18 protein-coding genes and 1 tRNA gene are annotated in these 25,833 nt (G+C 32.6%); 16 read left to right on the top strand and 3 right to left on the bottom strand.

What is annotated here, in order from left to right:
* Window positions 1-142 precede the first annotated feature (142 nt).
* From ABMA45_RS00115 to ABMA45_RS00095, 5 genes are all read left to right on the top strand, one after another.
* Complete coding sequence (locus ABMA45_RS00115) at window positions 143-3,448, top strand: DEAD/DEAH box helicase family protein (protein ID WP_022087856.1); 3,306 nt, start codon at window positions 143-145, stop codon at window positions 3,446-3,448.
* Between the two features lie 303 nt (window positions 3,449-3,751).
* The gene (locus ABMA45_RS00110; RefSeq protein ID WP_022087855.1) at window positions 3,752-5,578 is read left to right on the top strand and encodes a hypothetical protein; all 1,827 of its coding nucleotides are present in this window, start codon (window positions 3,752-3,754) and stop codon (window positions 5,576-5,578) included.
* 259 nt (window positions 5,579-5,837) lie between these two features.
* Window positions 5,838-6,293, top strand: a complete 456-nt coding sequence (locus ABMA45_RS00105; protein ID WP_022087854.1) for a low molecular weight protein-tyrosine-phosphatase — start codon at window positions 5,838-5,840, stop codon at window positions 6,291-6,293.
* A gap of 142 nt (window positions 6,294-6,435) precedes the next feature.
* Entirely contained in the window at window positions 6,436-7,284 is an 849-nt protein-coding gene (gene thyA, locus ABMA45_RS00100; protein ID WP_022087853.1) for a thymidylate synthase, read from the top strand.
* 26 nt (window positions 7,285-7,310) lie between these two features.
* Window positions 7,311-7,805: a dihydrofolate reductase gene (locus tag ABMA45_RS00095; protein WP_022087852.1), complete on the top strand. Its 495-nt coding sequence runs from the start codon at window positions 7,311-7,313 to the stop codon at window positions 7,803-7,805.
* 132 nt (window positions 7,806-7,937) lie between these two features.
* Here the strand turns inward: ABMA45_RS00095 and nth are convergent, their stop codons facing one another.
* A complete protein-coding gene (nth, locus tag ABMA45_RS00090) occupies window positions 7,938-8,570 on the bottom strand; it encodes an endonuclease III domain-containing protein (RefSeq protein ID WP_022087851.1) in 633 nt (210 codons plus the stop codon).
* A 260-nt stretch (window positions 8,571-8,830) separates the two neighbouring features.
* Here nth and ABMA45_RS00085 point away from each other — a divergent pair, with 260 nt between their 5' ends.
* The 6 genes from ABMA45_RS00085 (at window position 8,831) to argS (ending at window position 18,671) form a co-directional block, all read left to right on the top strand.
* A complete protein-coding gene (locus tag ABMA45_RS00085) occupies window positions 8,831-10,087 on the top strand; it encodes a peptidoglycan-binding protein (RefSeq protein WP_022087850.1) in 1,257 nt (418 codons plus the stop codon).
* 336 nt (window positions 10,088-10,423) lie between these two features.
* On the top strand, window positions 10,424-11,503 hold the full coding sequence (locus ABMA45_RS00080; protein ID WP_022087849.1) for a carbamoyl phosphate synthase small subunit: 1,080 nt from the start codon (window positions 10,424-10,426) through the stop codon (window positions 11,501-11,503).
* Window positions 11,496-14,696: a carbamoyl-phosphate synthase large subunit gene (carB, locus tag ABMA45_RS00075; protein WP_022087848.1), complete on the top strand. Its 3,201-nt coding sequence runs from the start codon at window positions 11,496-11,498 to the stop codon at window positions 14,694-14,696. Before ABMA45_RS00080 ends, carB begins: the two co-directional genes overlap by 8 nt.
* 47 nt (window positions 14,697-14,743) lie before the next feature.
* Window positions 14,744-15,586 (top strand): serine/threonine protein kinase, encoded by an 843-nt coding sequence (locus ABMA45_RS00070; RefSeq protein ID WP_022087847.1) that lies wholly within the window; start codon window positions 14,744-14,746, stop codon window positions 15,584-15,586.
* A gap of 89 nt (window positions 15,587-15,675) precedes the next feature.
* On the top strand, window positions 15,676-16,905 hold the full coding sequence (locus ABMA45_RS00065; protein WP_022087846.1) for a UTP--glucose-1-phosphate uridylyltransferase: 1,230 nt from the start codon (window positions 15,676-15,678) through the stop codon (window positions 16,903-16,905).
* Window positions 16,905-18,671 (top strand): arginine--tRNA ligase, encoded by a 1,767-nt coding sequence (argS, locus tag ABMA45_RS00060; protein WP_022087845.1) that lies wholly within the window; start codon window positions 16,905-16,907, stop codon window positions 18,669-18,671. Before ABMA45_RS00065 ends, argS begins: the two co-directional genes overlap by 1 nt.
* An 87-nt stretch (window positions 18,672-18,758) precedes the next feature.
* Here the strand turns inward: argS and ABMA45_RS00055 are convergent, their stop codons facing one another.
* Window positions 18,759-19,112 (bottom strand): hypothetical protein, encoded by a 354-nt coding sequence (locus ABMA45_RS00055; protein WP_022087844.1) that lies wholly within the window; start codon window positions 19,110-19,112, stop codon window positions 18,759-18,761.
* Between the two features lie 258 nt (window positions 19,113-19,370).
* On the opposite strand from ABMA45_RS00055, the gene ABMA45_RS00050 reads away from it, so the two are divergent.
* The 3 genes from ABMA45_RS00050 to ABMA45_RS00040 are packed head-to-tail and all read left to right on the top strand — an operon-like array spanning window position 19,371 to window position 21,949.
* Window positions 19,371-20,027: an HAD-IA family hydrolase gene (locus ABMA45_RS00050; RefSeq protein ID WP_022087843.1), complete on the top strand. Its 657-nt coding sequence runs from the start codon at window positions 19,371-19,373 to the stop codon at window positions 20,025-20,027.
* Between the two features lie 15 nt (window positions 20,028-20,042).
* Window positions 20,043-20,936 (top strand): CPBP family intramembrane glutamic endopeptidase, encoded by an 894-nt coding sequence (locus ABMA45_RS00045; RefSeq protein WP_022087842.1) that lies wholly within the window; start codon window positions 20,043-20,045, stop codon window positions 20,934-20,936.
* Window positions 20,936-21,949: a glycosyltransferase family 2 protein gene (locus ABMA45_RS00040; RefSeq protein ID WP_022087841.1), complete on the top strand. Its 1,014-nt coding sequence runs from the start codon at window positions 20,936-20,938 to the stop codon at window positions 21,947-21,949. Before ABMA45_RS00045 ends, ABMA45_RS00040 begins: the two co-directional genes overlap by 1 nt.
* Before the next feature lie 110 nt (window positions 21,950-22,059).
* Here the strand turns inward: ABMA45_RS00040 and ABMA45_RS00035 are convergent, their stop codons facing one another.
* Window positions 22,060-22,782: a phosphatase PAP2 family protein gene (locus tag ABMA45_RS00035; protein WP_022087840.1), complete on the bottom strand. Its 723-nt coding sequence runs from the start codon at window positions 22,780-22,782 to the stop codon at window positions 22,060-22,062.
* Window positions 22,783-23,042: 260 nt separating this feature from the next.
* Here ABMA45_RS00035 and ABMA45_RS00030 point away from each other — a divergent pair, with 260 nt between their 5' ends.
* On the top strand, window positions 23,043-25,184 hold the full coding sequence (locus tag ABMA45_RS00030; protein WP_022087839.1) for a Tex family protein: 2,142 nt from the start codon (window positions 23,043-23,045) through the stop codon (window positions 25,182-25,184).
* A gap of 398 nt (window positions 25,185-25,582) precedes the next feature.
* Window positions 25,583-25,667: transfer RNA gene (locus ABMA45_RS00025), tRNA-Leu, on the top strand.
* The last annotated feature ends 166 nt before the right edge of the window (window positions 25,668-25,833 follow it).

Below are 25,833 nucleotides of genomic sequence, written 5' to 3'. Positions count from 1 at the left end.
ATTCCACCAATCGAACTTCAAAACCAATTTGCCGATTTTGTCCACCAAGTCGACAAATCAAAATTTATAAGGCACTATTAAAAAATTATTTAGATAATATTTTTAACTATTAATATATGCACAATACAAGAAGGAGGCTTTTATGACCAACTTTGATTTTTTGAAAAAAGAACCAAAATTCAATAGCTTTTCAGATGTGGCAATAGCTGCAGAGAAAATACTTAAGATTGATAAAGAGTCAAGTGTGATTAATTGTCGTCGTGCTATGGAATTTGCTATCAAATGGATGTATTCCGTAGATAAGTCATTAGAAATGCCGTATCAGGACAAGCTTATTAGTCTTATGAGTACAGAGGACTTTCATGATATTGTAGATGATGCTTTGTGGAAACGTCTTGATCTAATTCGTAAGATTGGTAATCGTGCCGCGCACAACGGCAGAAAAATCACGGAAGATGAAGCGATTCTATGCTTACAGAATTTGTTTATCTTTATGGATTATGTGTCATATTGCTATTCCGATTTTTATGAAGAGAGAAAATATGATGTTAATTTATTGACTGAAACACAAGAAGAGTCAGTAGTAGTTAAAACTTCAGATAATGACGTGGATTTACAGGCATTAATTGCTGAAAATAAAGCCCTTAAGGAAGAACTGACTGCTAAGCGTGCAGAACAGCAGCAGACCTATGTTCCGAAGCCTCTTGATTTATCCGAGTATAAGACAAGAAAAATCTATATTGATTCTATGCTTTTGGATGCCGGATGGACAGAAGGAAAAGACTGGATTAATGAAGTTGAACTTTCGGGAATGCCTAACAAATCAGAGTTGGGTTTTGCTGATTATGTTCTTTATGATGATATGCATCGTCCCCTTGCTGTAATCGAAGCTAAGAGAACATGTGTTGATGTTTCTAAGGGAAGACAACAGGCAAAACTTTATGCCGATTTATTAGAAGAAAAATATAAGAGAAGACCAGTGGTGTTTTTAACAAATGGTTTTGAAACAAGAATTATTGATAATCAGTATCCGGAGAGAAAAGTTTCGGTAATCTATTCGAAGAGAGATTTGGAGAAGCTTTTTAATCTTCAAACAATGAAGACAAGTCTTAATCATGTATTTGTAGATAAGAATATTGCAGGTCGTTATTATCAGGAAGCTGCAATAAAAGCAGTATGTGATGCATTTGACAATCGTAACCGGAGAAAAGCACTTCTTGTAATGGCTACCGGGTCAGGAAAGACAAGAACTGCAATTGCTTTATGTAAGGTTCTATTAGATGCCGGATGGGTAAAAAATATTTTGTTTCTGGCAGATCGTAATTCATTAGTTACGCAGGCAAAAAGAAGTTTTGTAAATCTTTCGCCTGATTTGTCATGCTCAAATCTTGTAGAAGAAAAAGATAATTACACAGCTCATTGTATTTTTTCTACGTATCAGACTATGATGAACTGTATTGATTCAGTTAAGGACGACAACGGGAAGTTATTTACTTGTGGACATTTTGACCTTGTAATATGTGATGAGGCTCATAGATCAATTTATAACAAATATAGAGATATATTCAATTATTTCGACGCACCATTGGTAGGTCTTACAGCAACTCCTAAGGATGAAATTGATAAGAATACTTATGGAATCTTTGATTTGGAAAATGGCGTGCCTACATACGGGTATGAGCTTGCTCAAGCTGTAAAGGACGGATATCTCGTTGACTTTACTACTGTTGAAACAAAGTTGAAATTCATTGAAGAAGGCATTGCATATGACGAATTGTCTGAAGAAGACAAGGCTGAATATGAAGAAACTTTTAAATTAAAAGATGGAGAACTTCCGGAAAGAATCAATTCTTCAGCGTTAAATACATGGATATTTAACGAGGATACTATTAAGCAAGTACTTCATGTACTTATGAGAGATGGACTTAAAGTAGACTATGGTCAGAAGCTTGGTAAGACAATTATCTTTGCTAAGAATCATGACCACGCAGAGAAAATACTGGAAGTATTTAATAAGCAGTATCCGGAGCTTAGTAAGGATGGACATCCGTTTGCTAAAGTAATAGATAACTATATGACATATGCACAGAGTGCGATTGATGAATTTTCTGATCCAAATAAAATGCCTCAGATTGCAATATCTGTGGACATGCTTGATACTGGTATTGATGTTCCTGAAGTATTGAACCTTGTATTTTTCAAGAAGGTGATGAGCAAGGCTAAGTTTTGGCAGATGATTGGTCGAGGTACCAGACTTTGTCCTGGACTTATGGATGGAGAAGATAAAGGTAAGTTTTATATCTTTGATTTCTGTGGAAATTTTGAGTTTTTCCGTATGAATCAGGGAAGACCAACAGCGAATATGATTGCATTACAGGGAGCTATCTTTTCTCTTGAATTTGAAATGGCATACAAACTTCAGAGTATAGAATATCAGAATGCAAAACTTATTGACTACAGAAATAAGCTTGTTGAAATGATGACGGGTAAGGTACAGGAACTAAACCGTGTAAATTTTGCTGTGAGACAGCATCTAAAGTATGTAGACACATATTCAACTGAAAAGAATTATCAATCAATCACATTTGAGGACACTTTGATGGTTCGCGAAGAATTAGCACCTCTTATTATGCCTGATGGAGATGAAGCAAGTGCAGTTCGTTTCGACGCTTTGATGTATGGAATGGAATTAGCATATTTGGCAGGTAAAGGATATGGTCGTCATAGAAGTGATCTTTTCAAAAGGGTTGAAGGTATTGCAGATATAGCAAACGTTCCTGAAATTCAGGCACAGTCAGAACTTATCAATAAAATTCTTCATACAGATTATGTAGATAATGCCGGAATTGATGAATTTGAGCATATCAGGGTAAGTCTTCGTAATCTTATGAAATATTTGCCTAAGGGAATTGTAAAATATGATACAAATTTTACAGATGAAATTTTGTCTACAGAGTGGAATGATTCTGAACTTGAAAATGATGAATTGAAGAATTATAAAGCAAAGGCTGAATTCTATGTTCGTCAGCATCAGGATAACATTGTAATTGCAAAGCTTAAGACTAATAAACCACTTACAGAGATGGATATAGAAAGTCTGGAGCAGATTCTTTGGAAAGAAGTTGGTTCACAGGATGACTATGAAAAAGAATATGGTCATAAGCCTTTAGGTGAGTTTGTTCGCGAAATCGTTGGACTAGATATGAATGCTGCAAAGGAAGCGTTTTCAGAGTTTTTGAATGATGCAAACCTTGATAGTAGACAGATTTATTTTGTAAATCAGATTGTTGAGTATATTGTACACAACGGAATGATGAAGGATCTTTCTGTACTTCAAGAATCACCATTTACTGATAAAGGAAGTGTTGTGGAAATATTTACTGACGTGACAGTATGGATGGGCATTAGGAAAGTTATTGATCAGATTAATGCAAATGCGATAGCATAATATTTAACATCAAAGGTAGCATCGAACCACATAATTGCAATTGAATAAGTAAGTCATCGGCTAAGCCAGTGGTATTAATGCACATTTTGGCACAATATATGGGTGAGATTGTGATGAACAGAATTATGGACACTATTCAGGTGGCGGTGGTAATGGAACTGCAATATTTCTGATTGCGTTTGTTGCATGTAGTATTATCGGTGCTTTTAATCAGTTGCTTGCTACATTGATTATTATAATCGTGGGCTTTGTTTTGTTTGTGAGTAGATAAGGATAAATTATATTATGTAAAAGAGGAAGATTATGAATAAAACTCAAATTGTAGAACAAGTAAAAGAAGTAATCATAAAAGAACTTCTTGCGGATGTTGATGATAAGCATTGTGTTCTTGATTTATATATTAAGAATGGTAATAAAAATATCCAACGATTAAGTAAGGTGTCACAAGTGTTTTTAGATAATAAAAAGTCTGAATTATCCAAAGAATATGATAGCGGAAGAATTTTATTTTTTCGGAAATATAATTATGAGAAAATACTAATTCAATACTTGGAGAGCAAATTTAAAATTAACGATATAGAATTTGATTTATTTCCTTCAGATAAAAAGGAACGGGAGTTAGAAGAAAAACGAAAACAGGAAATAGAAGAAAAGTATCGTAGAGATATAGAGCAAAAACTTATTAAACAAATATCGTCTTTAAAATGGGAAAAGACAGTACGAGTAAGTAGCAATGTATACACAGCTATGGACAAAAATGGGAAAAAGATTGAATTGCACTATGCCTATGGCAATTCTAGAAAAAATAATAAAGCTAACAAATTGATATATAATCATGTTCCATTAAAATATGTTGAATATGATATGAAATTGGTTATAGAAAGTATTGAAAAAACGCACCCAAAGAATTTAAAAGCAGACCATATTGTAATGGTAACTAGATCTGAATATTCAAAAGGTGTGTTGAACACAAAAAAACAGGAAAAGGAAGATAAAAAAGAGGCAAAAAGGAAGAAAAAAATAGAAGAACAAAAAAGATATAATACACTTTTGGAGGCAAAAGAACAGTATATAAATGAATTGATAAAGGAGTATGGAATCAAAAGACAAAACATAGAAAATTATGTCGGTTATTATCAGAACAGATGTAAATATATGAATAAAAATATTGTAATGTCATGTAGATTTAAAGACAGACCATGTACTGTGTTTTTCTCTGATTGTCCACATAATCAACAATTTTTAAAAATGATGAAGGACGAACAAAGAAAAATACAGCAATTTAGATCAGAACCAATTTCAATAATAGCAAAGAGATATAATACTACAGAAAATAATGTAAAATGTATAGCTGGAACATTCACAAATAAATGTTCTTATTATACAAAAGGAAAATGCTCTTATGAACAGATTCCATCATCAAATTGCTCTCTGCAAAATTATAATTGTAAATTTCATGATGAGTTTTTAGCTTGTATGAAAAAGCACTCGGAAAAGAATTTACAAAAGCAGAAGAATGTTCAAAGCAAGGTAAAAACATCTCAAAGTGAAGAAATGAATACTAATATACCAGTATTACCAGAAATAGGATTGAAGGATTTTGTTATACGAGCTAATATTTTTAAATGTATGCACAACAAACATAAAATTGATAATGTTGTTGCTATGATAAATATAGATGATAATGGTAGGAAGAAACAGATCAAAATTTCTGCAGGCTATTGTTCTCAATGCAAAATATATTTTATTTTAGATTCAACGTATCAAAACTTGAAAAAGAAAGGTATGATTTTGTGCCGAATTTCCGATGAAAAGAATTATATGAAAGGCGGTTATGCAAATGGGATTAAATTGGCACAGGAATCTTTACTTATGCAATATGGATATAATGTGTCACAAACAGAAGGATTAACTGCTACTGCAAGACAGAAAATACTTGCGGTTATCATAGACAATAAAATTATGTCAAAGAGCGAAATTATCAGTTATATAGATTTTTTTATTAGTCAGCGAAGCTCCAATTCTAGGATGGATGTTGCTATTTCAAAATGGGAAGCCGATAGAGATTTTGTAGAGAATTATAAAATAGGTGAATATACACAGTTTGGTGTAAATGCTATTTATAGATGATAACTTTTTATGTCTGATTTTGTGACCTTAGTGTGAGAAAATTAAGGGAGGTGTCCTTTTGGGTTATCCATTACATAAAAAGTGTAAATTAAAAAATAGTAAGTACTATTGATGTATAAATAATTTAGTATTAAAACTATATTACTAAAATTAGTACAATGCACGAAAATAAGGAACTGTATTACGAAAATTAAGAGAGATACTCAGATGATTTATTCAGAGGACTTTGAATGTATAGAAAAGATGGAGATTAAAAGATATGATAAAAATTCTTTTCATCTGCCACGGCAATATATGCCGTTCGACAATGGCGCAGTATGTCCTACAGGACATGGTAAATAAAAAAGGGATAGCCGATATGTTTTACATAGACTCAGCGGCTACAAGTTATGAAGAAATAGGCCACGGAGTCCATCCGGGGACGAGAAATAAATTAAGTAGTGTAGGCATTCCGTGTGGAAATCACAAAGCAAGACGGATGACAAAGCAGGATTATAGCGAATTTGATTATATAATTGGAATGGATACTGCAAATATAAGGAATATTAATAGAATAATAGGTGATGATTTAGAAGGAAAAGTATATAAATTGTTATCATTTGCGGGACAAATGGGGGATATAGCCGACCCGTGGTATACAGGTAATTTTGATGCAACATATGATGATGTACTAAAGGGGTGCAAAGGGTTTTTAAAAGAAATTGGAATACAGTAATGTAAATCGAAGAAAAAATTAGTTTATTATTTATAGGGTAGATGTTATAATTCCATAGAAGAAAAAATGAAGCAATTAGTATTTGCCTATTATCAGAATAGGAGATGCTATAATTTCATAGAAAGAAAAATGGAGGAAATTTATGAGTTACGCAGATAAAGTATTTGTAGACATGTGTTCAGACATATTGAAAAATGGAATAGATACAAAAGGTGAAAAGGTAAGACCAAAATGGGACGATGGAAGTTTTGCATATACAATCAAGAAATTTGGAGTAGTAAATCGTTATGATTTAAAAAAAGAATTCCCTGCACTTACTCTAAGAAAGACAAATTTAAAAAACTGTGTTGATGAAATTTTATGGATTTGGCAGAAGAAATCAAATAATATAAATGATTTGAATAGTCATATCTGGGATAGCTGGGCTGATGAAAATGGCTCAATCGGAAAGGCGTATGGCTATCAGCTCGGAGTAAAGCATCAGTACAAAGAAGGTATGATGGATCAGGTAGACAGAGTTTTGTATGATTTGAAAAATAATCCATACAGCAGAAGAATAATGACAAATATTTATGTACATCAGGATTTGCATGAAATGAATTTGTATCCATGTGCTTATAGTATGACATTTAATGTTACAAAAAATAAAGAAACAGGTAAATTGGTGTTAAATGGTATCTTAAACCAGCGCTCCCAGGATATTTTGACTGCTAATAACTGGAATGTATGCCAGTATGCGGTTCTTCTTCATATGTTTGCTCAGGTTTCAGATATGGAAGTAGGAGAATTAGTACACGTGATTGCAGATGCTCACATTTATGATAAGCACGTTCCACTCGTTGAAGAACTTATTGCAAGAGAACAGCATCCGGCACCAAAGTTCTGGATTAATCCTGAAGTTAAGAATTTTTATGATTTTACAGTTGATGATTTCAGATTAGATGATTATGTAACAGGTCCACAGATAAAAAATATTCCTGTTGCAGTTTAAAATGAAAATAGCAAAGGAGTTTTCATATGAATTTAATAGTTGCGGTTGATAATAATTGGGCAATTGGATATAAAAATGATTTACTTATAAGCATACCTGATGATATGAAGTTTTTTAGAGAAACAACTACAGGAAATGTAATTATTATGGGCAGAAAGACTTTAAACAGTTTTCCGAATGGAAAGCCATTGAAGAATAGAGTAAATATTGTAATTACAAAGGATGCTAATTTTAAGGCTGATGGTGCAATTGTTGTAAATAGTATTGAAGAAGCAGTAAAAGAGGCTGAAAAATATAATGATAAAGAAGCATATGTAATTGGTGGCGGAAGCATTTATGAGCAAATGCTGCCATATTGTGATACAGCGTATGTAACTTATATTGATAATTCATACAGTGCTGATACATTTATACCGAATCTCGATAAATTGACAGAAGAATGGTATATAGCTAACGAAAGTGATGAATGTACTTATTTTGACATAGAATATTATTTTAGAACTTATAAGAGAAAAAAATAAATTAGTACTACAGATTTGAACAGGATTATGTGGTCTTAGAATTTTTGACCCCGTCATCAAAATAATAAACTATAAGATATTAAAAATTCCCTTTAATATGGCTAATTTAAAAGCTAATTAAAGGGAATTTATTTATATTCTTTTTTTGCAAATGTCATTCAGACAACATTTATCGCAGTGAGGAGTAGTTCTTGCGGTACAAACTTCGCGACCGTGGTCTACAAGACGGTGGCAGAAATCACTCCCTTCTTCGGGAGGAATAATTTTCCATAAGGCCATTTCGACTTTTTTAGGGTCTTTTATATTATCTACAAGACCAATTCTGTTGCATAGACGGATGCAATGTGTATCTGTAACAATAGCAGGTTTTCCAAAAACATCTCCCATAATAAGATTTGCACTTTTTCGTCCGACGCCCGATAATTTTAATAATTCATCAAAATCATCAGGAACTTTACAATCATATTTATCTCTAAGCATTTTCATGCATAAACTAATATCTCTGGCTTTGCTGTTTCCCAGACCACATGGTTTAACTATTTCTGTTATTTCGGCTACATCAGCATTAGCTAATGACTCAATGTCAGGAAATTTTTCATAAAGCTTCGGAACAATTTTGTTAACTCTTTCGTCAGTGCATTGGGCAGCAAGGCGAACGCTGATTAACAGCTTCCAAGCTTCATTGTAATCAAGAGTACAATCTGATTCGGGATAACATTTTTTTAATCTATCTATAACTTCTAAAGCTAAATCTTTTTTTCTCATTTGCAAAAAATCCTTTCAGTTTTGTATAAATAAATACTATTATGAGGGTTAAAATTTTAAGCCTCACAATACAATATAGTTTATCCCAGAGCTGTTATTATTTCAATTGTTATATTTCGAAAGTTGTTATAAATATGAAAACTATTACAAATTTGAAAGTTATTACAAGTATGGAATCGTTAACAGAATAAATTTAAAATTTATGGTAAATTAGTAAATTTAGCAGCATATAATAGAATAATTATAAATAAGGAAAAAATATGCTTATTAAAATGGAAGTAGAGTCTTCTTATACAGGAAAACTTCAGGTAAATGTTGTTACAAGAGAAAATGTACCGGTTAGGGATGCAACTGTAACTATAGCAGCTTCTGACAGCCCTAATAATATAATAGAAAGGCTTACTACAAATTCATCGGGACAGACGGAGACAATAGAATTACCTGCGCCACCTATTGAACTTAGTTTGAATGAGGCAAATACAACCAGACCATATACAACTTACAATATTCGTATAGAAGCGTTAGGATATGAAACAGAATTCATTGAAAATGCAGAAATTTTGCCGGATGTGTTGGCTATTCAAAATGTAAGATTAACAAGCAAAAATGCATCGCTGACTGAAGATATAATGATTCCCGACCATACTTTATATGGCGAGTATCCGCCAAAGGTTCCGGAAGAAGAAATTAAGCCTGTTAATGAACCGGGTGAAATTGTTCTGAGTAGAGTAGTTGTGCCTGAAATAATTGTTGTACATGATGGGATTCCATCTGATAGCAGCGCTCAAAACTACTATGTAAATTATCGTGATTATATTAAAAATGTTGCTTCAAGCGAAATATACGCAACCTGGCCTACTGCAACAATTGAGGCAAATGTCCTTGCAATTATGTCGTTTACTTTAAACAGGGTTTACACAGAATGGTATCGAAACAAAGGATACGATTTTACAATTACTTCATCTACAGCATATGATCAGAAATGGATTTATGGCAGAAACATTTTTGAATCAATTAGTCTTGTTGTAGATAATATATTTGATCAATATTTATCAAGGCCAGATGTAAGGCAGCCAATTCTTACACAGTATTGTGATGGAAAAAGAGTAACCTGTCCGAATTGGTTAAGCCAGTGGGGATCATGCAACTTAGGAGAGAGAGGGTATTCTACAATTGAAATAATCAGGTATTATTATGGCGATGATATGTATATAAATACGGCTGAGCAAATTGCCGGAATTCCAATTTCATGGCCGGGATATGATTTAGATATTGGTGCAAGCGGACAGAAGGTAGCACAAATTCAGGAACAGCTAGATACAATTGCACAGGTGTATACTGAAATCCCAAGATTAAATGCAGATGGAATATATGGTGAAAATACAAGAGATGCAGTAAAAGCTTTCCAAAAAATATTTGATTTACCACAGACTGGAATTGTGGACTTTGCAACATGGTACAAAATATCACAGATTTATGTTGGAATAACAAGAATAGCAGAAGGAATTCCAAGATAAAAATAAGATGCCTGCGGATTGTTTCGTGCTACGCACTCTCACAATCCTACCCAATATTCGCATATCGCGGGAATCATCCCGCTTTTATGCTCATATTGGGGCGGGTCCCAAGGTCTTTCACCCACTTATGAGCAAGCTCATATGGGCTTAGACCTTTTGACCCTGGCATCATAAAAACTTATAATCTAAAATATACTTACTCTTTCTTTTATGTTAAAATAGTAGTTATGCAAGAAGATACAAATAATAATAAAAATAGTTGTATATTATGTTGAATTATATCGAATTATTTGGTATAATCTTTACAATTTGAGCATATGAAAGGAATACACATTTATGAACGCATTTCTAATCTTAGAAGACGGTACCGTCTTTAAAGGTACATCTATTGGATCTACAAGAGAAGTAATTAGTGAAATCGTATTTAATACGTCAATGTGGGGCTATTTAGAAGTATTAACAGACCCATCTTATGCCGGACAGGCAGTAGTTATGACATACCCGTTAATTGGTAATTATGGTATTTGCCATGAAGATATGGAATCATTGAAGCCATGGCCGGATGCTTATATTGTTAACGAATTAAGCAGAATGCCTAGCAATTTCAGAAGTGATGATACAATTCAAAACTTCCTTGAAGAAAATGATATCCCTGGTATAGCAGGTATTGATACAAGAGCACTTACAAAGATTCTTCGTGAAAAGGGAACAATGAATGGAATGATTACAACTAATGAAAATTATAACTTAGATGAAATTCTTCCTAAAATAAAGGAATACACAGTTTCAGGCGTTGTTAAGAAAGTAAGTTGTAAAGAAAAGAGTAATCTTAAAGGAGAAGGATTTAAGGTAGCATTACTTGATATTGGCGCTAAGAACAATATTGGAAAGTCATTAAATGACAGAGGATGCGATGTTACAATTTATCCTTGTGATACACCGGCTGAAGAAATTATTGCATCTAATCCTGATGGAATAATGTTATCAAATGGTCCCGGTGATCCTAAAGAGTGTGTATATCAGATAGAACAGATTAAAAAATTGTACGATACAGATATCCCGATTTTTGCAATTTGTTTAGGACATCAGTTGATGGCACTTGCAACAGGTGCTGATACTAAGAAGATGAAATATGGTCACAGAGGTGGAAATCATCCGGTTAAAGATTTAGAAAGTGGTCATGTTTATATTTCATCACAGAACCATGGATACATGGTAGATGGCGATACAGTTAATAAAGATATTGCCAGAGTAGCGTTTGTAAATGTAAATGATAAAACAGTAGAAGGTTTAAGATATAATAATAAGAGCATTTTTACTGTTCAGTTCCATCCGGAAGCTTGCCCTGGACCACAGGACTCAAATCTTCTGTTTGATGAATTTATTAAAATGATGGAGGTGAAGAAGAATGCCTAAGAACCCGAATATTAAAAAAGTATTAGTTATTGGATCAGGTCCTATTGTTATTGGACAGGCTGCAGAATTTGACTATGCAGGAACACAGGCATGTCGTTCTTTAAAAGAAGAAGGACTTGAAGTAGTTTTGGTTAACTCTAACCCTGCTACAATTATGACAGATAAAGATATCGCTGATGAAGTTTATATTGAACCTTTAACAGTTCCGGTGTTAAAGAAAATTATCGAAAAAGAAAAACCGGATAGCATTTTACCAACACTTGGTGGTCAGGCAGGACTTAACCTTGCAATGGAAATTGCTGAAACAGGATTCTTAGAGGAACATGGATGCCGTTTAATAGGTACAACTTCTGAAACTATTAAAAAGGCAGAAGACCGTCTTGAATTTAAAGAAACAATGGAAAAAATCGGTGAACCATGTGCACCTTCATTAGTAGTTGAAAATGTAGAAGATGGTATTGCGTTTACTAAAAAGATTGGTTATCCTGTAGTACTTCGTCCTGCTTACACATTAGGTGGAAGCGGTGGTGGTATCGCACATAATCAGACTGAATTAGTAGAAATCCTTGAAAATGGATTAAGACTTAGCCGTGTAGGACAGGTTCTTGTTGAAAGATGTATTGCCGGATGGAAAGAAGTAGAATACGAAGTAATGCGTGATAGCGAAGGAAACTGTATTACAGTATGTAATATGGAAAATATTGACCCTGTAGGCGTTCATACAGGTGATAGTATTGTAGTTGCTCCATCACAGACATTAGGTGATAAAGAGCATCAGATGCTTCGTACATCAGCTTTAAATATTATTAACGAATTAAACATTACAGGTGGATGTAACGTTCAGTACGCTCTTCACCCTGAAAGTTTTGAATATTGTGTAATCGAAGTTAACCCTCGTGTAAGCCGTTCATCAGCTTTAGCTTCAAAGGCTACAGGTTATCCTATTGCAAAAGTTGCAGCAAAGATTGCGTTAGGTTATACACTTGATGAAATTAAGAATGCAATTACACAGAAAACATATGCAAGTTTTGAACCAACACTTGACTATTGTGTAGTTAAGATTCCAAGACTTCCATTTGATAAATTTATTACAGCCAGCAGAAAACTTACAACACAGATGAAGGCTACCGGTGAGGTAATGAGTATCTGTAATAACTTTGAAGGTGCTTTAATGAAGGCAATCCGTTCATTAGAGCAGCATGTTGAATGTCTTATGGATTACAACTTCTCAGAACTTACAGATGATCAGTTAGAAGATCAGCTTCATGTAGTAGATGACAGAAGAATTTGGGTTATTGCAGAAGCACTTAGAAGAGGCATAAGTTATGACCACATTCATGATATTACAAAGATTGATAAGTGGTTTATTGATAAAATCGCTATAATTGTTGAAATGGAAAATGCTCTTAAGAGTGAACCTTTAACACCTGAATTGTTAAAGGCAGCAAAGAGAATCGAATTCCCTGATACAGTTATCAGTAGATTGACAGGTAAGTCAGAAGAAGAAATTAAGCAGATGCGTTATGATAACGATATAGTAGCTGCTTACAAGATGGTTGATACTTGTGCTGCAGAATTTGAAGCAGCAACACCTTACTATTATTCAGTATATGGTGGAGAAAATGAATCAGTAGAAACAAACCCTCCAAAGAAGGTCCTTGTACTTGGTTCAGGTCCTATAAGAATTGGTCAGGGTATTGAATTCGACTTCTGTTCTGTACATTGTACATGGGCATTTAAAGAAGAAGGATACGAGACAATTATTGTAAATAATAACCCTGAAACAGTATCAACAGACTTTGATATAGCTGATAAGCTTTATTTTGAACCATTGACACCGGAAGATGTTGAAAACATTGTAAACATCGAAAAACCAGACGGAGCAGTTGTTCAGTTTGGTGGTCAGACAGCTATCAAACTTACAGAGTCTCTTATGAAGATGGGAGTTCCTATTCTTGGAACTAAAGCAGAAGATGTAGATGCTGCAGAAGACAGAGAATTATTTGATGAAATTCTTGAAAAGTGTGGTATTCCAAGACCAACAGGTGGAACAGTATTTACTGCTGAGGAAGCAAAAAAAGTAGCTAATAAATTAGGATATCCAGTACTTGTAAGACCATCATATGTACTTGGTGGTCAGGGAATGCAGATTGCAACATGTGATGAAGAAGTAGAAGAATTTATGGAAATCATCAACAGAATTGCACAGGATCATCCAATTTTAGTAGATAAATATTTACAGGGAACAGAAGTAGAAGTTGATGCCGTATGTGATGGCGAAGATATTTTAATCCCTGGTGTAATGGAACACATTGAAAGAGCCGGAGTTCATTCAGGAGATAGTATTTCAGTATATCCTGCATACTCACTTTCAAAAGATATAATTGATACAATTGAAGATTACACAGAAAAACTTGCACGTTCACTTCACGTAAAGGGTATGATTAATATCCAGTTTATCGTTTGTGATGGTAAAGTTTATGTAATTGAAGTTAACCCACGATCATCAAGAACAGTACCTTATATTAGTAAGGTTACAGGTATTCCAATTGTTAAGCTTGCAACAAAGTGTATTATTGGACATACTCTTAAAGAAATGGGCTATAAGCCGGGATTACAGCCTAATGCAGATTATATTGCAATTAAGATGCCTGTATTCTCATTTGAAAAAATTCGTGGTGCTGAAACAAGCCTTGGACCGGAAATGAAGTCAACAGGTGAATGCCTTGGTATTGCAAAGACATTTAATGAAGCACTTTATAAAGCTTTCCTTGGAGCAGGAGTTGTTCTTCCAAAGCATAAAAAGATTATTATTTCAGTTAAGGATGCTGACAAGCAGGAAGTTGTTCCACTTGCACAGAGATTTGAAAAACTTGGATATGAAGTTTATGCTACAAGAAGTACAGCAGATGTTTTAAGAAAAAATGGTGTTGATGCAATTAAAGTTAACAAGATTCATCAGGAAGCACCAACTGTAATGGATTTATTACTTGAACATAAGATTGATATTGTTATAGATACTCCAACACAGGGTAGAGATAAGAACAGAGATGGTTTCTTAATTAGAAGAACATCAATCGAAACAGGTGTAAACTGCTTTACAAGTTTGGATACAGTTGATGCATTACTTACAAGCTTAGAAAGTGATGCAAAGAATGATTTATCTTTAGTTGATATTGCAACAATAGAATAAGCTATTTAGCTTTTTGGAGAGATGCACACTCAAAAAGGAGCGTGCGTATGGATAAAGAAAATTTAATTATTAATGGAAGATATCTTGTTTTGGAAAATATCGGAAAAGGTGGAGCAGGGGAAGTTTTTCTTGCAAGGGATATAAAAAACGGACGAAAGTATGCCATTAAAAGGTATATTTCGTCTAATCCAAATGATAGAAATCAATTGATTGATAATATAGAGAGGGAATTAAATGTTCTCAAATATACCACCCACCCGGTACTTCCAAAAATCTATAATTTATTTATGGAGGATTCAAGATTCTTCCTTGTTATGGAATATGTGGAAGGCATAAATCTTAAAGAAGTAGTTGACACTAAAGGAGCGTTATCTGAGGAGCAACTATTGTCTGTTATGGAACAGGTGTGTAGCGGATTGTATTATTTACATTCTCTTGAACCACCTATTGTATATAGAGATTTGAAGCCTTCCAATATTATTTTATCTGATGATGGTAAAATTAAATTGATTGATTTTGGAATTGCAAAAAGATATAACAGAGAACTGATTGCGGACAAATATGCATATGGAACAAAAGGATTTGCATCACCGGAGCAGTTTGGAAATAGCAAAGGGATGGGAATTTATAATACTGATATTCGTTCAGATATTTATGCTGTTGGAACGACCATGTTTTATTTGCTGACAGGACGAAGTTATAATGGAAAAGTTGATAGTGCATTAATTTCACGTTCATTTGCAAAAATAATAAGTAAGTGTACAAAAGTAAGACCAAAAGAAAGATATCAAAGCACTATTGATGTGATTTGTGACTTGAAAAGATGCAGAAAATCAATGATTCGAAAATTAATTTATCCAATTATAAAAAAAATAACGAAAAAAATATAAAATTAAGTTATAATAAAAAAATGTGGTACTTATTAAAAGAATGAATACATAATCAGATTATATTTCAAAATACGTCGGAGGTAAAAGGTATGAGCTATGATGAAATTTATTCAAAGTTAAAAAATGTAGGGCAGGAACAGTTGCTTGATTTTTATGATGAATTAAATGATGAGGAAAAAGAAAATTTGTTAAAGCAGATAGAAAAAATTGACTTCTCGATACTTGATTTAATAAATCATCAGAATGAAGAAAAAAAGAAAGGTGTTATTACACCGTTAAAGGGTGGCTTGTCCGTTGCAGATATTGAAAGAAATAGAGAAGAATATACTAATGTTGGTATAGATGCTATCAGACAGGGAAAAGTTGCAGCACTTTTACTTGCAGGAGGTCAGGGTACAAGATTAGGTTCAGATAAACCTAAAGGAATGTATAATATCGGCATTACAAAAGATGTTTATATTTTCGAGATGATTGTACGAAATCTTATGGATGTAGTTAATCAGACAGGAACATGGATTCCTTTATATGTAATGACAAGTGAAAAAAATAATGATGATACTGTTAAATTTTTTAAGGACATGAATTATTTTGGATATGATAAAGATTACGTTGATTTCTTTGTTCAGGAAATGGCACCTGCATCTACATTTGACGGAAAGATTTATCTTGAAGAAAAAGGAAAGGTATCAACTTCTCCAAACGGAAATGGTGGATGGTTTATATCTATGGTTAAAGCAGGTCTTTGTGAAAAAGCAAAGAAACAGGGAGTTGAATACATAAATATTTTCGCTGTTGATAATGTATGTCAAAGAATGGCAGACCCATGCTTTGTAGGAGCGATGATAAAGAATCAGTATCCTTCAGCAGCAAAAGTAGTTAAGAAAGCAAACCCTGAAGAACGAGTAGGAGTGTTATGCTATGAGGATGGAAAACCTTCTATTGTTGAATATTATGAATTGTCAGATGAAATGAGATATCAGAAAGACGACCAGGGAGAACTTGCTTATAAAGATGGTGTGATTTTAAATTATTTATTCAGAATTGACAAATTAGAAGAGATTATGAATAATAAGTTAAATGTGCATATAGTTAAGAAAAAGATTCCGTATGTAAACGCTAAGGGCGAAATTGTAAAACCTGAAGTTGAAAATGGATACAAATTTGAAACATTAGTTCTAGACATGATTCATATGATGGATGATTGTTTGGCATATGAGGTTGTTAGAAATAAAGAATTTGCGCCAATTAAAAATAAAACAGGCGTTGATTCAGTAGACACAGCCAGAGAATTATTAAAAGAAAACGGAGTGACATTGTAATGAAAAAAATTCTTGATGTATTAACAAGTGAATTTGAAAATGCATTTGAAAAATGCGGATATGACAAAAAATTAGGAAAAGTTGGAATTTCTAACAGACCTGATTTATGCGAATATCAGTGTAATGGTGCTATGGCAGGTGCAAAACTTTACAAAAAAGCACCGATTATGATTGCAAACGATGTAGTTGAACAATTAAAAGACAACAAGTTATTTGATTTAATTGAGGCAGTAATGCCCGGATTTATCAACATTAAACTTAGTGCTGATTATATTGATGAATATGTATCAAACATGAATGATGATGAAAGATTAGGATATGAAAAGAAAGAACCTATTACAGTTATAGTAGATTACGGTGGAGCGAATGTTGCAAAGCCTCTTCATGTTGGACATTTGCGTCCGGCAATTATCGGTGAAAGTGTAAAGAGAATTTGCAGATATGCGGGAGATACTGTATATGGTGATGTTCATCTTGGAGATTGGGGACTCCCAATTGGTCAGGTTATAGAAGAGTTAAGAGACAGACAGCCTGAGTTGCCTTATTTTGATGAAAACTTTACAGGAGAATATCCAACTGAACCACCCTTTTCTATTAATGAATTAGAAGATATTTATCCAACAGGTAGTGGTAAATGTAAAGTTGATGAAGAATTTAAGAAGAGAGCTCAGGATACAACGGCTAAATTACAGCAGGGAAATAAAGCGTATATGGCACTTTGGAGACATATTATGAATGTGTCAAAGGCTGATTTAAAGAAAAATTATAAAAATTTAAATGTTGAATTTGATTTATGGAAGGGTGAAAGTGATGCTCAGCCATATATTCCTGATATGATTGATGATTTTGTAGCAAGAGGATTTGCACATGAAAGTCAGGGAGCTTTAGTTGTAGATGTTGCAAGACCTGATGACAAGAAGGAACTTCCTCCATGTATCGTAAGAAAGCATGATGGAGCAGCATTGTATGCAACATCTGATTTAGCAACTCTTATCGAAAGAGAAAAAGATTACCATCCGGGACATGTAATTTATGTTGTAGACAAACGTCAGGAATTACATTTCACTCAGGTATTCAGAGTAGCTAAAATGACAGGAATTGTTGGTGAAGATACACCTCTTACATTTATTGGATTTGGTACAATGAATGGAACTGACGGAAAGCCATTTAAGACAAGAGATGGCGGTGTTATGAGATTGGAAATGCTTATTTCTGACGTAAGTGAAAAGGTTTATGAAAAAATCCTTGAAAATAGAGACATATCTGAGGAAGAAGCAAGAGAAATATCAAAGATTATAGGACTTGCAGCAATTAAATACGGTGATTTATCAAATCAGGCAACAAAAGATTATGTATTTGATATTGACAGATTTACTTCATTTGAAGGAAATACAGGACCATATATTTTATATACAATTGTACGTATCAAGTCAATTTTAAAGAAATATGCTGAACAGGGAAATGAACTTTCTGCAAATGGAAAGATTGTTGACTTTGGAAGTGAAAGTGAAAGAAGCTTAAAATTAGTCCTTACACAGTTTAATGATGTAATGGAGGCAAGTTATAATGAATTAGCACCACACAGAGTATGTGCTTATATTTATGAAGTTGCAAATGCGTTCAACAGATTTTATCATGAAAATAATATTATGAATGAAGAAAATGCTGATAAACAGAAGAGTTATATCAATTTATTGACATTGACAAAGAAAGTATTAGAACAGTGTATTGATTTACTTGCAATAGATGCACCTGAACGTATGTAATCATAAAATTTAATTATTATTTATATTAAAAAAATCCGGTAGTTAAATTCTACCGGATTTTTTAGAGAATAATTTAATAAATTATAATTATTCAGCTGTAGTTTCTTCTACAGTAGTAGATTCATCTTCTGAAGCTGTTGTTGTAGCTTCCTGTGTAGATGTTTCTTCATCTGAAATGTCTTTTACATTGCTGTCGCCTGCTTCAATCAACTGCTTACGCAAATCAGAAGCTGAAACTTCACTGGCATATGTAGTAGTTGTTTCAGGTGGAGTGTACATACCTGTAGAAACAGCGATTGAATATCCTAAATATACTAAAATGGCAATTCCGATTAATGCGATTGCCACATACCCCAAGATTGTTTTTATCTGAGCTTTTTTAGGTGCTGCCTTACGGTTGTATTTCTCTTTCTTGCGATTGTCTACCTTCTGCTGACTCATTAATATGTACCTCACAAATTTAATTTTATCTTAATTATTATAAAACAAAAACATATGTAAAACAAGAGCGATTTATGGTATAATCCACAAAGAGGAATGGCAAATATTCTTTTTATTGCTGATAGAATGTGTTTATAGAAGTAATTAATGAATATAAATATAGAAGTGTAGAAAGAATATATTTGAATTAAGAAATATATAGTAAGTTGTATGTGTGCAATAAATAATAGATAAAAAACACAGAAAGGTCATACACATATGAGTAAATATAATATAATGATATTCGACTTAGATGGTACATTAAGTAATTCAAAAGAAGGAATTACTAAATCAGTGCAGTATGCTTTAAAGAGTGTAGGAATAGAAGAGGAAAATTTAGATTCGCTAGAACATTTCATTGGGCCTCCGCTTATTGATGAGTTTGTGAGAAGTTACGGAATGACGGTTGAAGAGGCAGCTCATTTAAAAGAGGTATATAGAGAAAGATATCTTCCGATAGGAATATATGAAACAACTATTTATCCTGGTACAAAAGAAATGTTAAGTTCTTTAAAAAAAGCAGGAAAGAAGTTGGCTATTGCAACTTCTAAACCTCTCGAAATGGCAATAGAAGTACTTAAATATTTAGAAATATATGAGTATTTTGATTACGTGATGGGTGCAGAAACCAAGGGAAACAGACAAAGTAAAGAAGCGGTTCTTAATGTCTTAATTGAAGAATCCGGTTTACACATAAATAATGATAATGCTGTAATGATTGGTGATACATGCTTTGATGTTGATGGAGCAAAGAAAGTCGGCTTGGATACAATAGGTGTATCATATGGTTTTGGCAATAGTAAAGAAATGCTTGAACATGGAGCGATAGCGATTGTTGATTCTGCTAAAGAATTAGAGGAATATTTATTAAGTTGATGAATTGAGGATGGCATGAAAGAAAAAGTAACAGCAAGGAATTTATGGAGAGGAATTTATCCTATACTGTTTTTTCAGGGAACAGCAATAGTAATTCAGAATATTTTAATGATAACGCTAAGTGTAATGAGTGCAAATTCTAAATACACAGGAATATCGCAATATAGTGATAGAGTAAATAAGATTAATTTACATGCGATGGAAATTACACTTTTAACGGATATTATATGTATTATTATAATGGCTTATTTTATGTATAGCGATATAGTAAAAGATAAATTAAAAGGAATTTATGTAAAATATGACAAAGTTAAATGGACTAAGTATTTACTTGTAATTCCGTTTGCATATTTTTTTATGATGTTTGCAAATGCTTTAGTAAGTATCTTAACGCTATATATGCCTGAAAATATGGTTGGAACATATGATAATACTAAAGAAATATTAAATAACAGTAGTTATTTTATGCTTATTATTACAACAGCAATTATTGCTCCAATATCAGAAGAATTTATGCATAGAGGAGTTGTATATAACAGATTTAAAAGAATATGTCCGCCTGTTTTAGCAGCAATTATTTCATCAATAATTTTTGGAATAATTCATATGAATTTTGTGCAAGGTCCGTATGCGTTTTTAGTTGGCCTTGCGGCGGTTTATGTTTATGAAAGATATAAAAGTATTATAGCTCCAATAATTTTACATGTTACAGCTAATTCTGTAAGTACAATTGTATCAATAATTGCAAATGAAACAGGTTTGGATACGAGTGCCGCGTCACAATATAATACAGTACAGCTTACTGCATCATATTTGCAAATGGCAATAGTATTTGGAATTTTAGCTTTAATTATAGGAATAATTATATACAAAACAGTTATACCAAATGAGATAAAGGAGATTAAGTAATGAAATTATTATCAGTAGCTGTTCCATGTTATAATTCAGCAGAATACATGGAAAAAACAATCAGAAGCATTTTAACAGGGGGAGACAGAGTAGAGTTAATAATAGTTGACGATGGCTCAAAGGATAATACCTTAGAAATAGCAAACAAATATCAAAGAAAATTTCCTGATATTGTAAAAGTTGTTCATCAGGAAAATGGTGGACATGGAGAAGCTGTAAATACAGGAATTAAAAATGCAACAGGATTATATTTTAAAGTAGTTGACAGTGATGACTGTCTTGGAAAGAATGCTTTAAAGCAGGTTCTTGATCTACTCGAAAAAATGGTTGAAGAAGATGCAGGGTTAGATATGCTTATCACAGACTTTTTATATGATAAAGTAGGTCAGAAACATAAAAAGGTAATGAGATATAAGAGGTCTATGCCTGTAGGTAAAATGTTTACATGGGATGATGTTAAATTTGGCAAAAGCCAGTATTTGCTTATGCACTCAGTAATATATAGAACAAAAGTACTTAGAGAAAGTGGTATGGTACTTCCAAAGCACACATTTTATGTTGATAATATTTATGTGTTCCAGCCATTGCCATATGTAAAGAATATATATTATCTTGATGTAGTATTGTACAAATATTTTATAGGAAGAGATGATCAGTCAGTTCAGCAGGATATTATGATTAAGAGAATTGACCAGCAGTATAGAGTTACAAAGATAATGCTTGATGTATATAATGACTCATTAGTAAATAATAAGAACTTAGACAATGTAATGGTTCATTATTTTGATATGATGATGTGTATTTCTTCAATATTATCAATTCTTGAAGGAAGTGATGAAAGATTAAAGGATAAACAGAAATTATGGGATGATCTAAAAGAAAGCAATCCCGTATTATATAAAAAGGTAAGATATTCAGCACTTGGAAGAACAATGAATTTAAAAGGTAAAGCCGGAAGAAAAGTTTCAAAGGCAGGATATAAGATTGCTCAGAAACTTTATGGCTTTAATTAAATGTAATAGTGTTAGTGGTTTATACTAATAAACGCACAAGCTATTTGAAATTATTAGAATTTTAATGGCATAGAATAAAAAATGATACGAATTCCAATTAGGTTTTCGTATCATTTTTTATTGTATTTATTTAAGAAGTATAATACTTCGTGTTTGCGTGGGTCTTTTACGTAAGGAGCATCAAATTTAACATTTTTGAACCATACTTTAAATACAACAAGGTATAAAGTGAGTGAAAGTAATACACCACATACTAAATCGATAAATGAATGTTGTTTTAAAAATACAGTAGAAAGACATATAAGTATTGCCAAGACGGATGTAAACCATTTTATACGTTTTCTTGATTTTAATTCCTTCATATGAGGACTTTTTATCAGACAAATCTGGGCTGATAAAGTCGCAAAAACATGAATACTTGGACATACATTTGTAGGTGTATCATTATTGTATATAAAGTTAACTAAATTAACAAATATGTTATCTCTGATTCCGGGGTCAATACGTAAATCGTGACCATTAGGAAAAATAGTGTATATAAGCAGACATATTGTCATGCCGGTAAATTCATAAGCACAAAGTCTATAAAATTCGTTTGTTGAGTGATAAAACAAAAAAACGAAAATTGCCGGTAAATATAGAAACCATAACAGATATGGAATAATAAATAATTCGTTAAATGGAATAATATCGTCCATAAAACAATGCATTATATGATAATTATCAGTTACGTTATTTTCTAATATGATAAACCATGGCATATATATGAAAAAATATAATAGAGGCCATAAATGTTTGTACTTATGAAAAAAGCTTCTGATTCTCTTTTTCATAAGAACTCCTTATGTTGTGTTTTAGTGAAGTGAATTCACATTAATGAGAAGTATAACATCAAAAAATGTAAAAGTATACATAATTAATACATTTTTAAGAATAAGTTTTAAATTTAGAAATAATTATTAAGAACTGAAGTATGATTTAATGGAAAACGAGAAATAGTTAAAGTAGATATATGAATAAAAAAGTTACAAATACATCTTAAATAGTGCTATTATAATAGGGTCCTTATTAAAATGAGATGAAAGGAAAAGATATGAATATTAATTTGACAATAGCACAGGAATTAAATGTTAAAGAATGGCAGGTAGAGGCTGCTGTAAAACTTATTGATGAAGGAAATACAATCCCTTTTATTGCGAGATACAGAAAACCTGTAACAGGAGAACTTAATGACGAACAGTTAAGAACTTTAGATGAAAGATTAAAATATTTAAGGAACTTAGAAGAAAAGAAAGAAACAGTATTAGCTTCAATTGAAGAACAAGGAAAATTAACAGATGAATTAAAGAAAAAAATCATGGATGCACAAACTATTGTTGCAGTAGATGATTTATATCGTCCATACAGACCAAAAAGAAGAACAAGAGCAACAGATGCTAAAGAAAAAGGCTTAGAACCTTTAGCAAATATAATTATGCTTCAAATTACTAAAAATCAGATAACAAAAGAAGCAGAAGTTTTTGTTAATCCTGAAAAAGGAGTTGAAAACGTTGAACAGGCTATTCAGGGTGCAAAAGATATAATTGCTGAAATGATTTCTGATAATGCTGAATATAGAAATGCAATACGAAAGTTAGTCCTAAAACAGGGAATGATTGCTTCAGAGGCAAAAAATAAAGAAGAAAAGACGGTTTATGATAATTACTATGAATATAGTGAATCAGTAGCAAAGATTCCCGGACATAGAATTTTGGCGATTAATCGTGGTGAAAAAGAAAAAATATTAAATGTTACAGTTGAAATGCCGGAAGAAGCAATAATAAATGCATTAGTAAAAACAACTATAATTAGAGATAACCAAAATACTTCTGATATAATTAAAGATGCTGTACAGGACAGTTTTAAACGACTTATTCAGCCTGCAATCGAAAGAGAAATCAGAAATTTACTTACTGAAAAAGCAGAGGATGGGGCAATTAAAGTATTTGGACAGAATTTAAAACAATTATTAATGCAGCCACCAATTATTGGAAAAACTGTTTTGGGCTGGGATCCGGCGTTTAGAACAGGCTGCAAAATAGCAATTGTTGACCCTACCGGAAAAGTATTATATACGACAGTAATTTTCCCAACAGCACCGCAAAATAAAATCGAAGAATCAAAGAAAATAATTCTTGGACTGATAGATAAATACAATGTAGATTTGATTTCGCTTGGTAACGGAACAGCGTCAAGAGAATCAGAAGCTGTGATTGTAGATATTATAAAAGAAGCTAAAAGAAAAGTTCAGTATATTATTGTTAATGAAGCAGGAGCTTCAGTATATTCAGCAAGCAAACTTGCAACTGAGGAATTCCCTAATTTTGATGTTGGACAAAGAAGTGCTACATCTATGGCGAGAAGATTACAGGATCCATTGGCTGAATTAGTTAAAATTGAACCTAAGGCTATTGGTGTAGGTCAATATCAGCATGATATGAATCAGAAAAAATTAGAAACAACACTTTCAGGTGTAGTTGAAGATTGTGTAAATAGTGTGGGAGTAGACTTAAATACTGCATCTGCTCCATTGCTACAGTATGTTTCAGGAATTAACAAAACACTTGCGAAAAATATTGTCGAGTATAGAGAAGAAAATGGCATTTTTAACAGTAGAAAAGATTTACTTAAGGTTGCCAAACTTGGACCAAAAGCATTTGAGCAATGTGCAGGATTTTTGCGTATAAGAGATGGAAAAGAGCCTTTAGATAATACAAGTGTTCATCCTGAAAGCTATAAAGCAGCAAAGGCTTTGCTTAAATTATTTGATTATTCTGAAAAAGATATAGCTTTAGGAATTAAAGATTTGCAGAAAAAGATTACAGATAATAAGAAAGTTGCAGATGAAATAGGAACAGATGAAATTACATTGATGGATATAGTTAAGGAAATAGAAAAGCCGGGAAGAGATCCTAGAGATGAAATGCCAAAGCCTGTATTAAAGAGTGACGTTTTAGACTTTGATGACTTAAAAGAAGGAATGATTCTTAAGGGAACAGTTAGAAATGTAATTGACTTTGGTGCATTTGTAGATATAGGGGTTCATCAGGATGGACTTGTACATATATCTGAACTTAGTGATAAATATATAAAACACCCACTTGAAGTAGTGAGTGTTGGTGACATAGTTGATGTTAAAGTGTTAAGTGTTGACAAGAGCAAAAAGCGTATTCAACTTACAATGAAGAATATATAATAAAAAATGATTTTGGATGCAAAAGCCTAAGATTTACTTTGATGCTCATATTGGGGCGGACACCAAGAACTTTTGCCCGTTTATGAGCAAATTTATGTGGGCTTAGATCTTTTAAACCTGATATCATTAAACATCTTTAAACCAATCGACTGCGAAGTTTTTGAAATGATTTGCCTGCGGACTTAATTTTTTATTTTTGTCCCAGGCAATTTAAAAGTTGCCCGTACTTATGATACAGTTCTTGCTCCTGCAGGAGAAGCTTTTTATGAAATATATAATACGGGATATGATTTATCTTTTAATGATTAGTAGCTTTTATTTAAATTATTAAAAAAATGTTGACAGACGTGACGTATTGTGATAATATTTTTCTTGCGTCAAGCGAAAGCAAGATGTAAGCGGAAGTGTCGGAACTGGCAGACGAGCAAGACTAAGGATCTTGTGGCTATTGCAGTCGTGTGGGTTCAAGTCCCATCTTCCGCATTTTTTATACCTAAAAATAAGGTATATATTTGGGGTGGTACATATTTATTAGATAAAATATTAAATAAAGTTTGAAAAACTATAAAACTAAATTTGTATATTTATTTTAAATGATAAACACCCTAAGAGGTGTTTTTTTGTTATGCACAATGAGCCAAATACTTTC

It is taken from the genome of Eubacterium sp. CAG:156, from assembly GCF_000434315.1.
Lineage (GTDB): Bacteria > Bacillota > Clostridia > Lachnospirales > Lachnospiraceae > Eubacterium_U > Eubacterium_U album.
This window is presented reverse-complemented; position numbering and strand designations above follow the sequence as displayed.

Bases quoted from the DNA above. Each gene is read 5' to 3' on its own strand.
- ABMA45_RS00115 (WP_022087856.1), top strand. From the start codon at position 143: ATGACCAACTTTGATTTTTTGAAAAAAGAACCAAAATTCAATAGCTTT.
- ABMA45_RS00085 (WP_022087850.1), top strand. From the start codon at position 8,831: ATGCTTATTAAAATGGAAGTAGAGTCTTCTTATACAGGAAAACTTCAG.
- ABMA45_RS00065 (WP_022087846.1), top strand. From the start codon at position 15,676: ATGAGCTATGATGAAATTTATTCAAAGTTAAAAAATGTAGGGCAGGAA.
- ABMA45_RS00105 (WP_022087854.1), top strand. From the start codon at position 5,838: ATGATAAAAATTCTTTTCATCTGCCACGGCAATATATGCCGTTCGACA.
- ABMA45_RS00035 (WP_022087840.1), bottom strand. From the start codon at position 22,782: ATGAAAAAGAGAATCAGAAGCTTTTTTCATAAGTACAAACATTTATGG.
- ABMA45_RS00040 (WP_022087841.1), top strand. From the start codon at position 20,936: ATGAAATTATTATCAGTAGCTGTTCCATGTTATAATTCAGCAGAATAC.
- ABMA45_RS00070 (WP_022087847.1), top strand. From the start codon at position 14,744: ATGGATAAAGAAAATTTAATTATTAATGGAAGATATCTTGTTTTGGAA.
- argS (WP_022087845.1), top strand. From the start codon at position 16,905: ATGAAAAAAATTCTTGATGTATTAACAAGTGAATTTGAAAATGCATTT.
- ABMA45_RS00095 (WP_022087852.1), top strand. From the start codon at position 7,311: ATGAATTTAATAGTTGCGGTTGATAATAATTGGGCAATTGGATATAAA.
- ABMA45_RS00050 (WP_022087843.1), top strand. From the start codon at position 19,371: ATGAGTAAATATAATATAATGATATTCGACTTAGATGGTACATTAAGT.
- ABMA45_RS00045 (WP_022087842.1), top strand. From the start codon at position 20,043: ATGAAAGAAAAAGTAACAGCAAGGAATTTATGGAGAGGAATTTATCCT.
- nth (WP_022087851.1), bottom strand. From the start codon at position 8,570: ATGAGAAAAAAAGATTTAGCTTTAGAAGTTATAGATAGATTAAAAAAA.
- ABMA45_RS00080 (WP_022087849.1), top strand. From the start codon at position 10,424: ATGAACGCATTTCTAATCTTAGAAGACGGTACCGTCTTTAAAGGTACA.
- ABMA45_RS00110 (WP_022087855.1), top strand. From the start codon at position 3,752: ATGAATAAAACTCAAATTGTAGAACAAGTAAAAGAAGTAATCATAAAA.
- thyA (WP_022087853.1), top strand. From the start codon at position 6,436: ATGAGTTACGCAGATAAAGTATTTGTAGACATGTGTTCAGACATATTG.
- ABMA45_RS00055 (WP_022087844.1), bottom strand. From the start codon at position 19,112: ATGAGTCAGCAGAAGGTAGACAATCGCAAGAAAGAGAAATACAACCGT.
- ABMA45_RS00030 (WP_022087839.1), top strand. From the start codon at position 23,043: ATGAATATTAATTTGACAATAGCACAGGAATTAAATGTTAAAGAATGG.
- carB (WP_022087848.1), top strand. From the start codon at position 11,496: ATGCCTAAGAACCCGAATATTAAAAAAGTATTAGTTATTGGATCAGGT.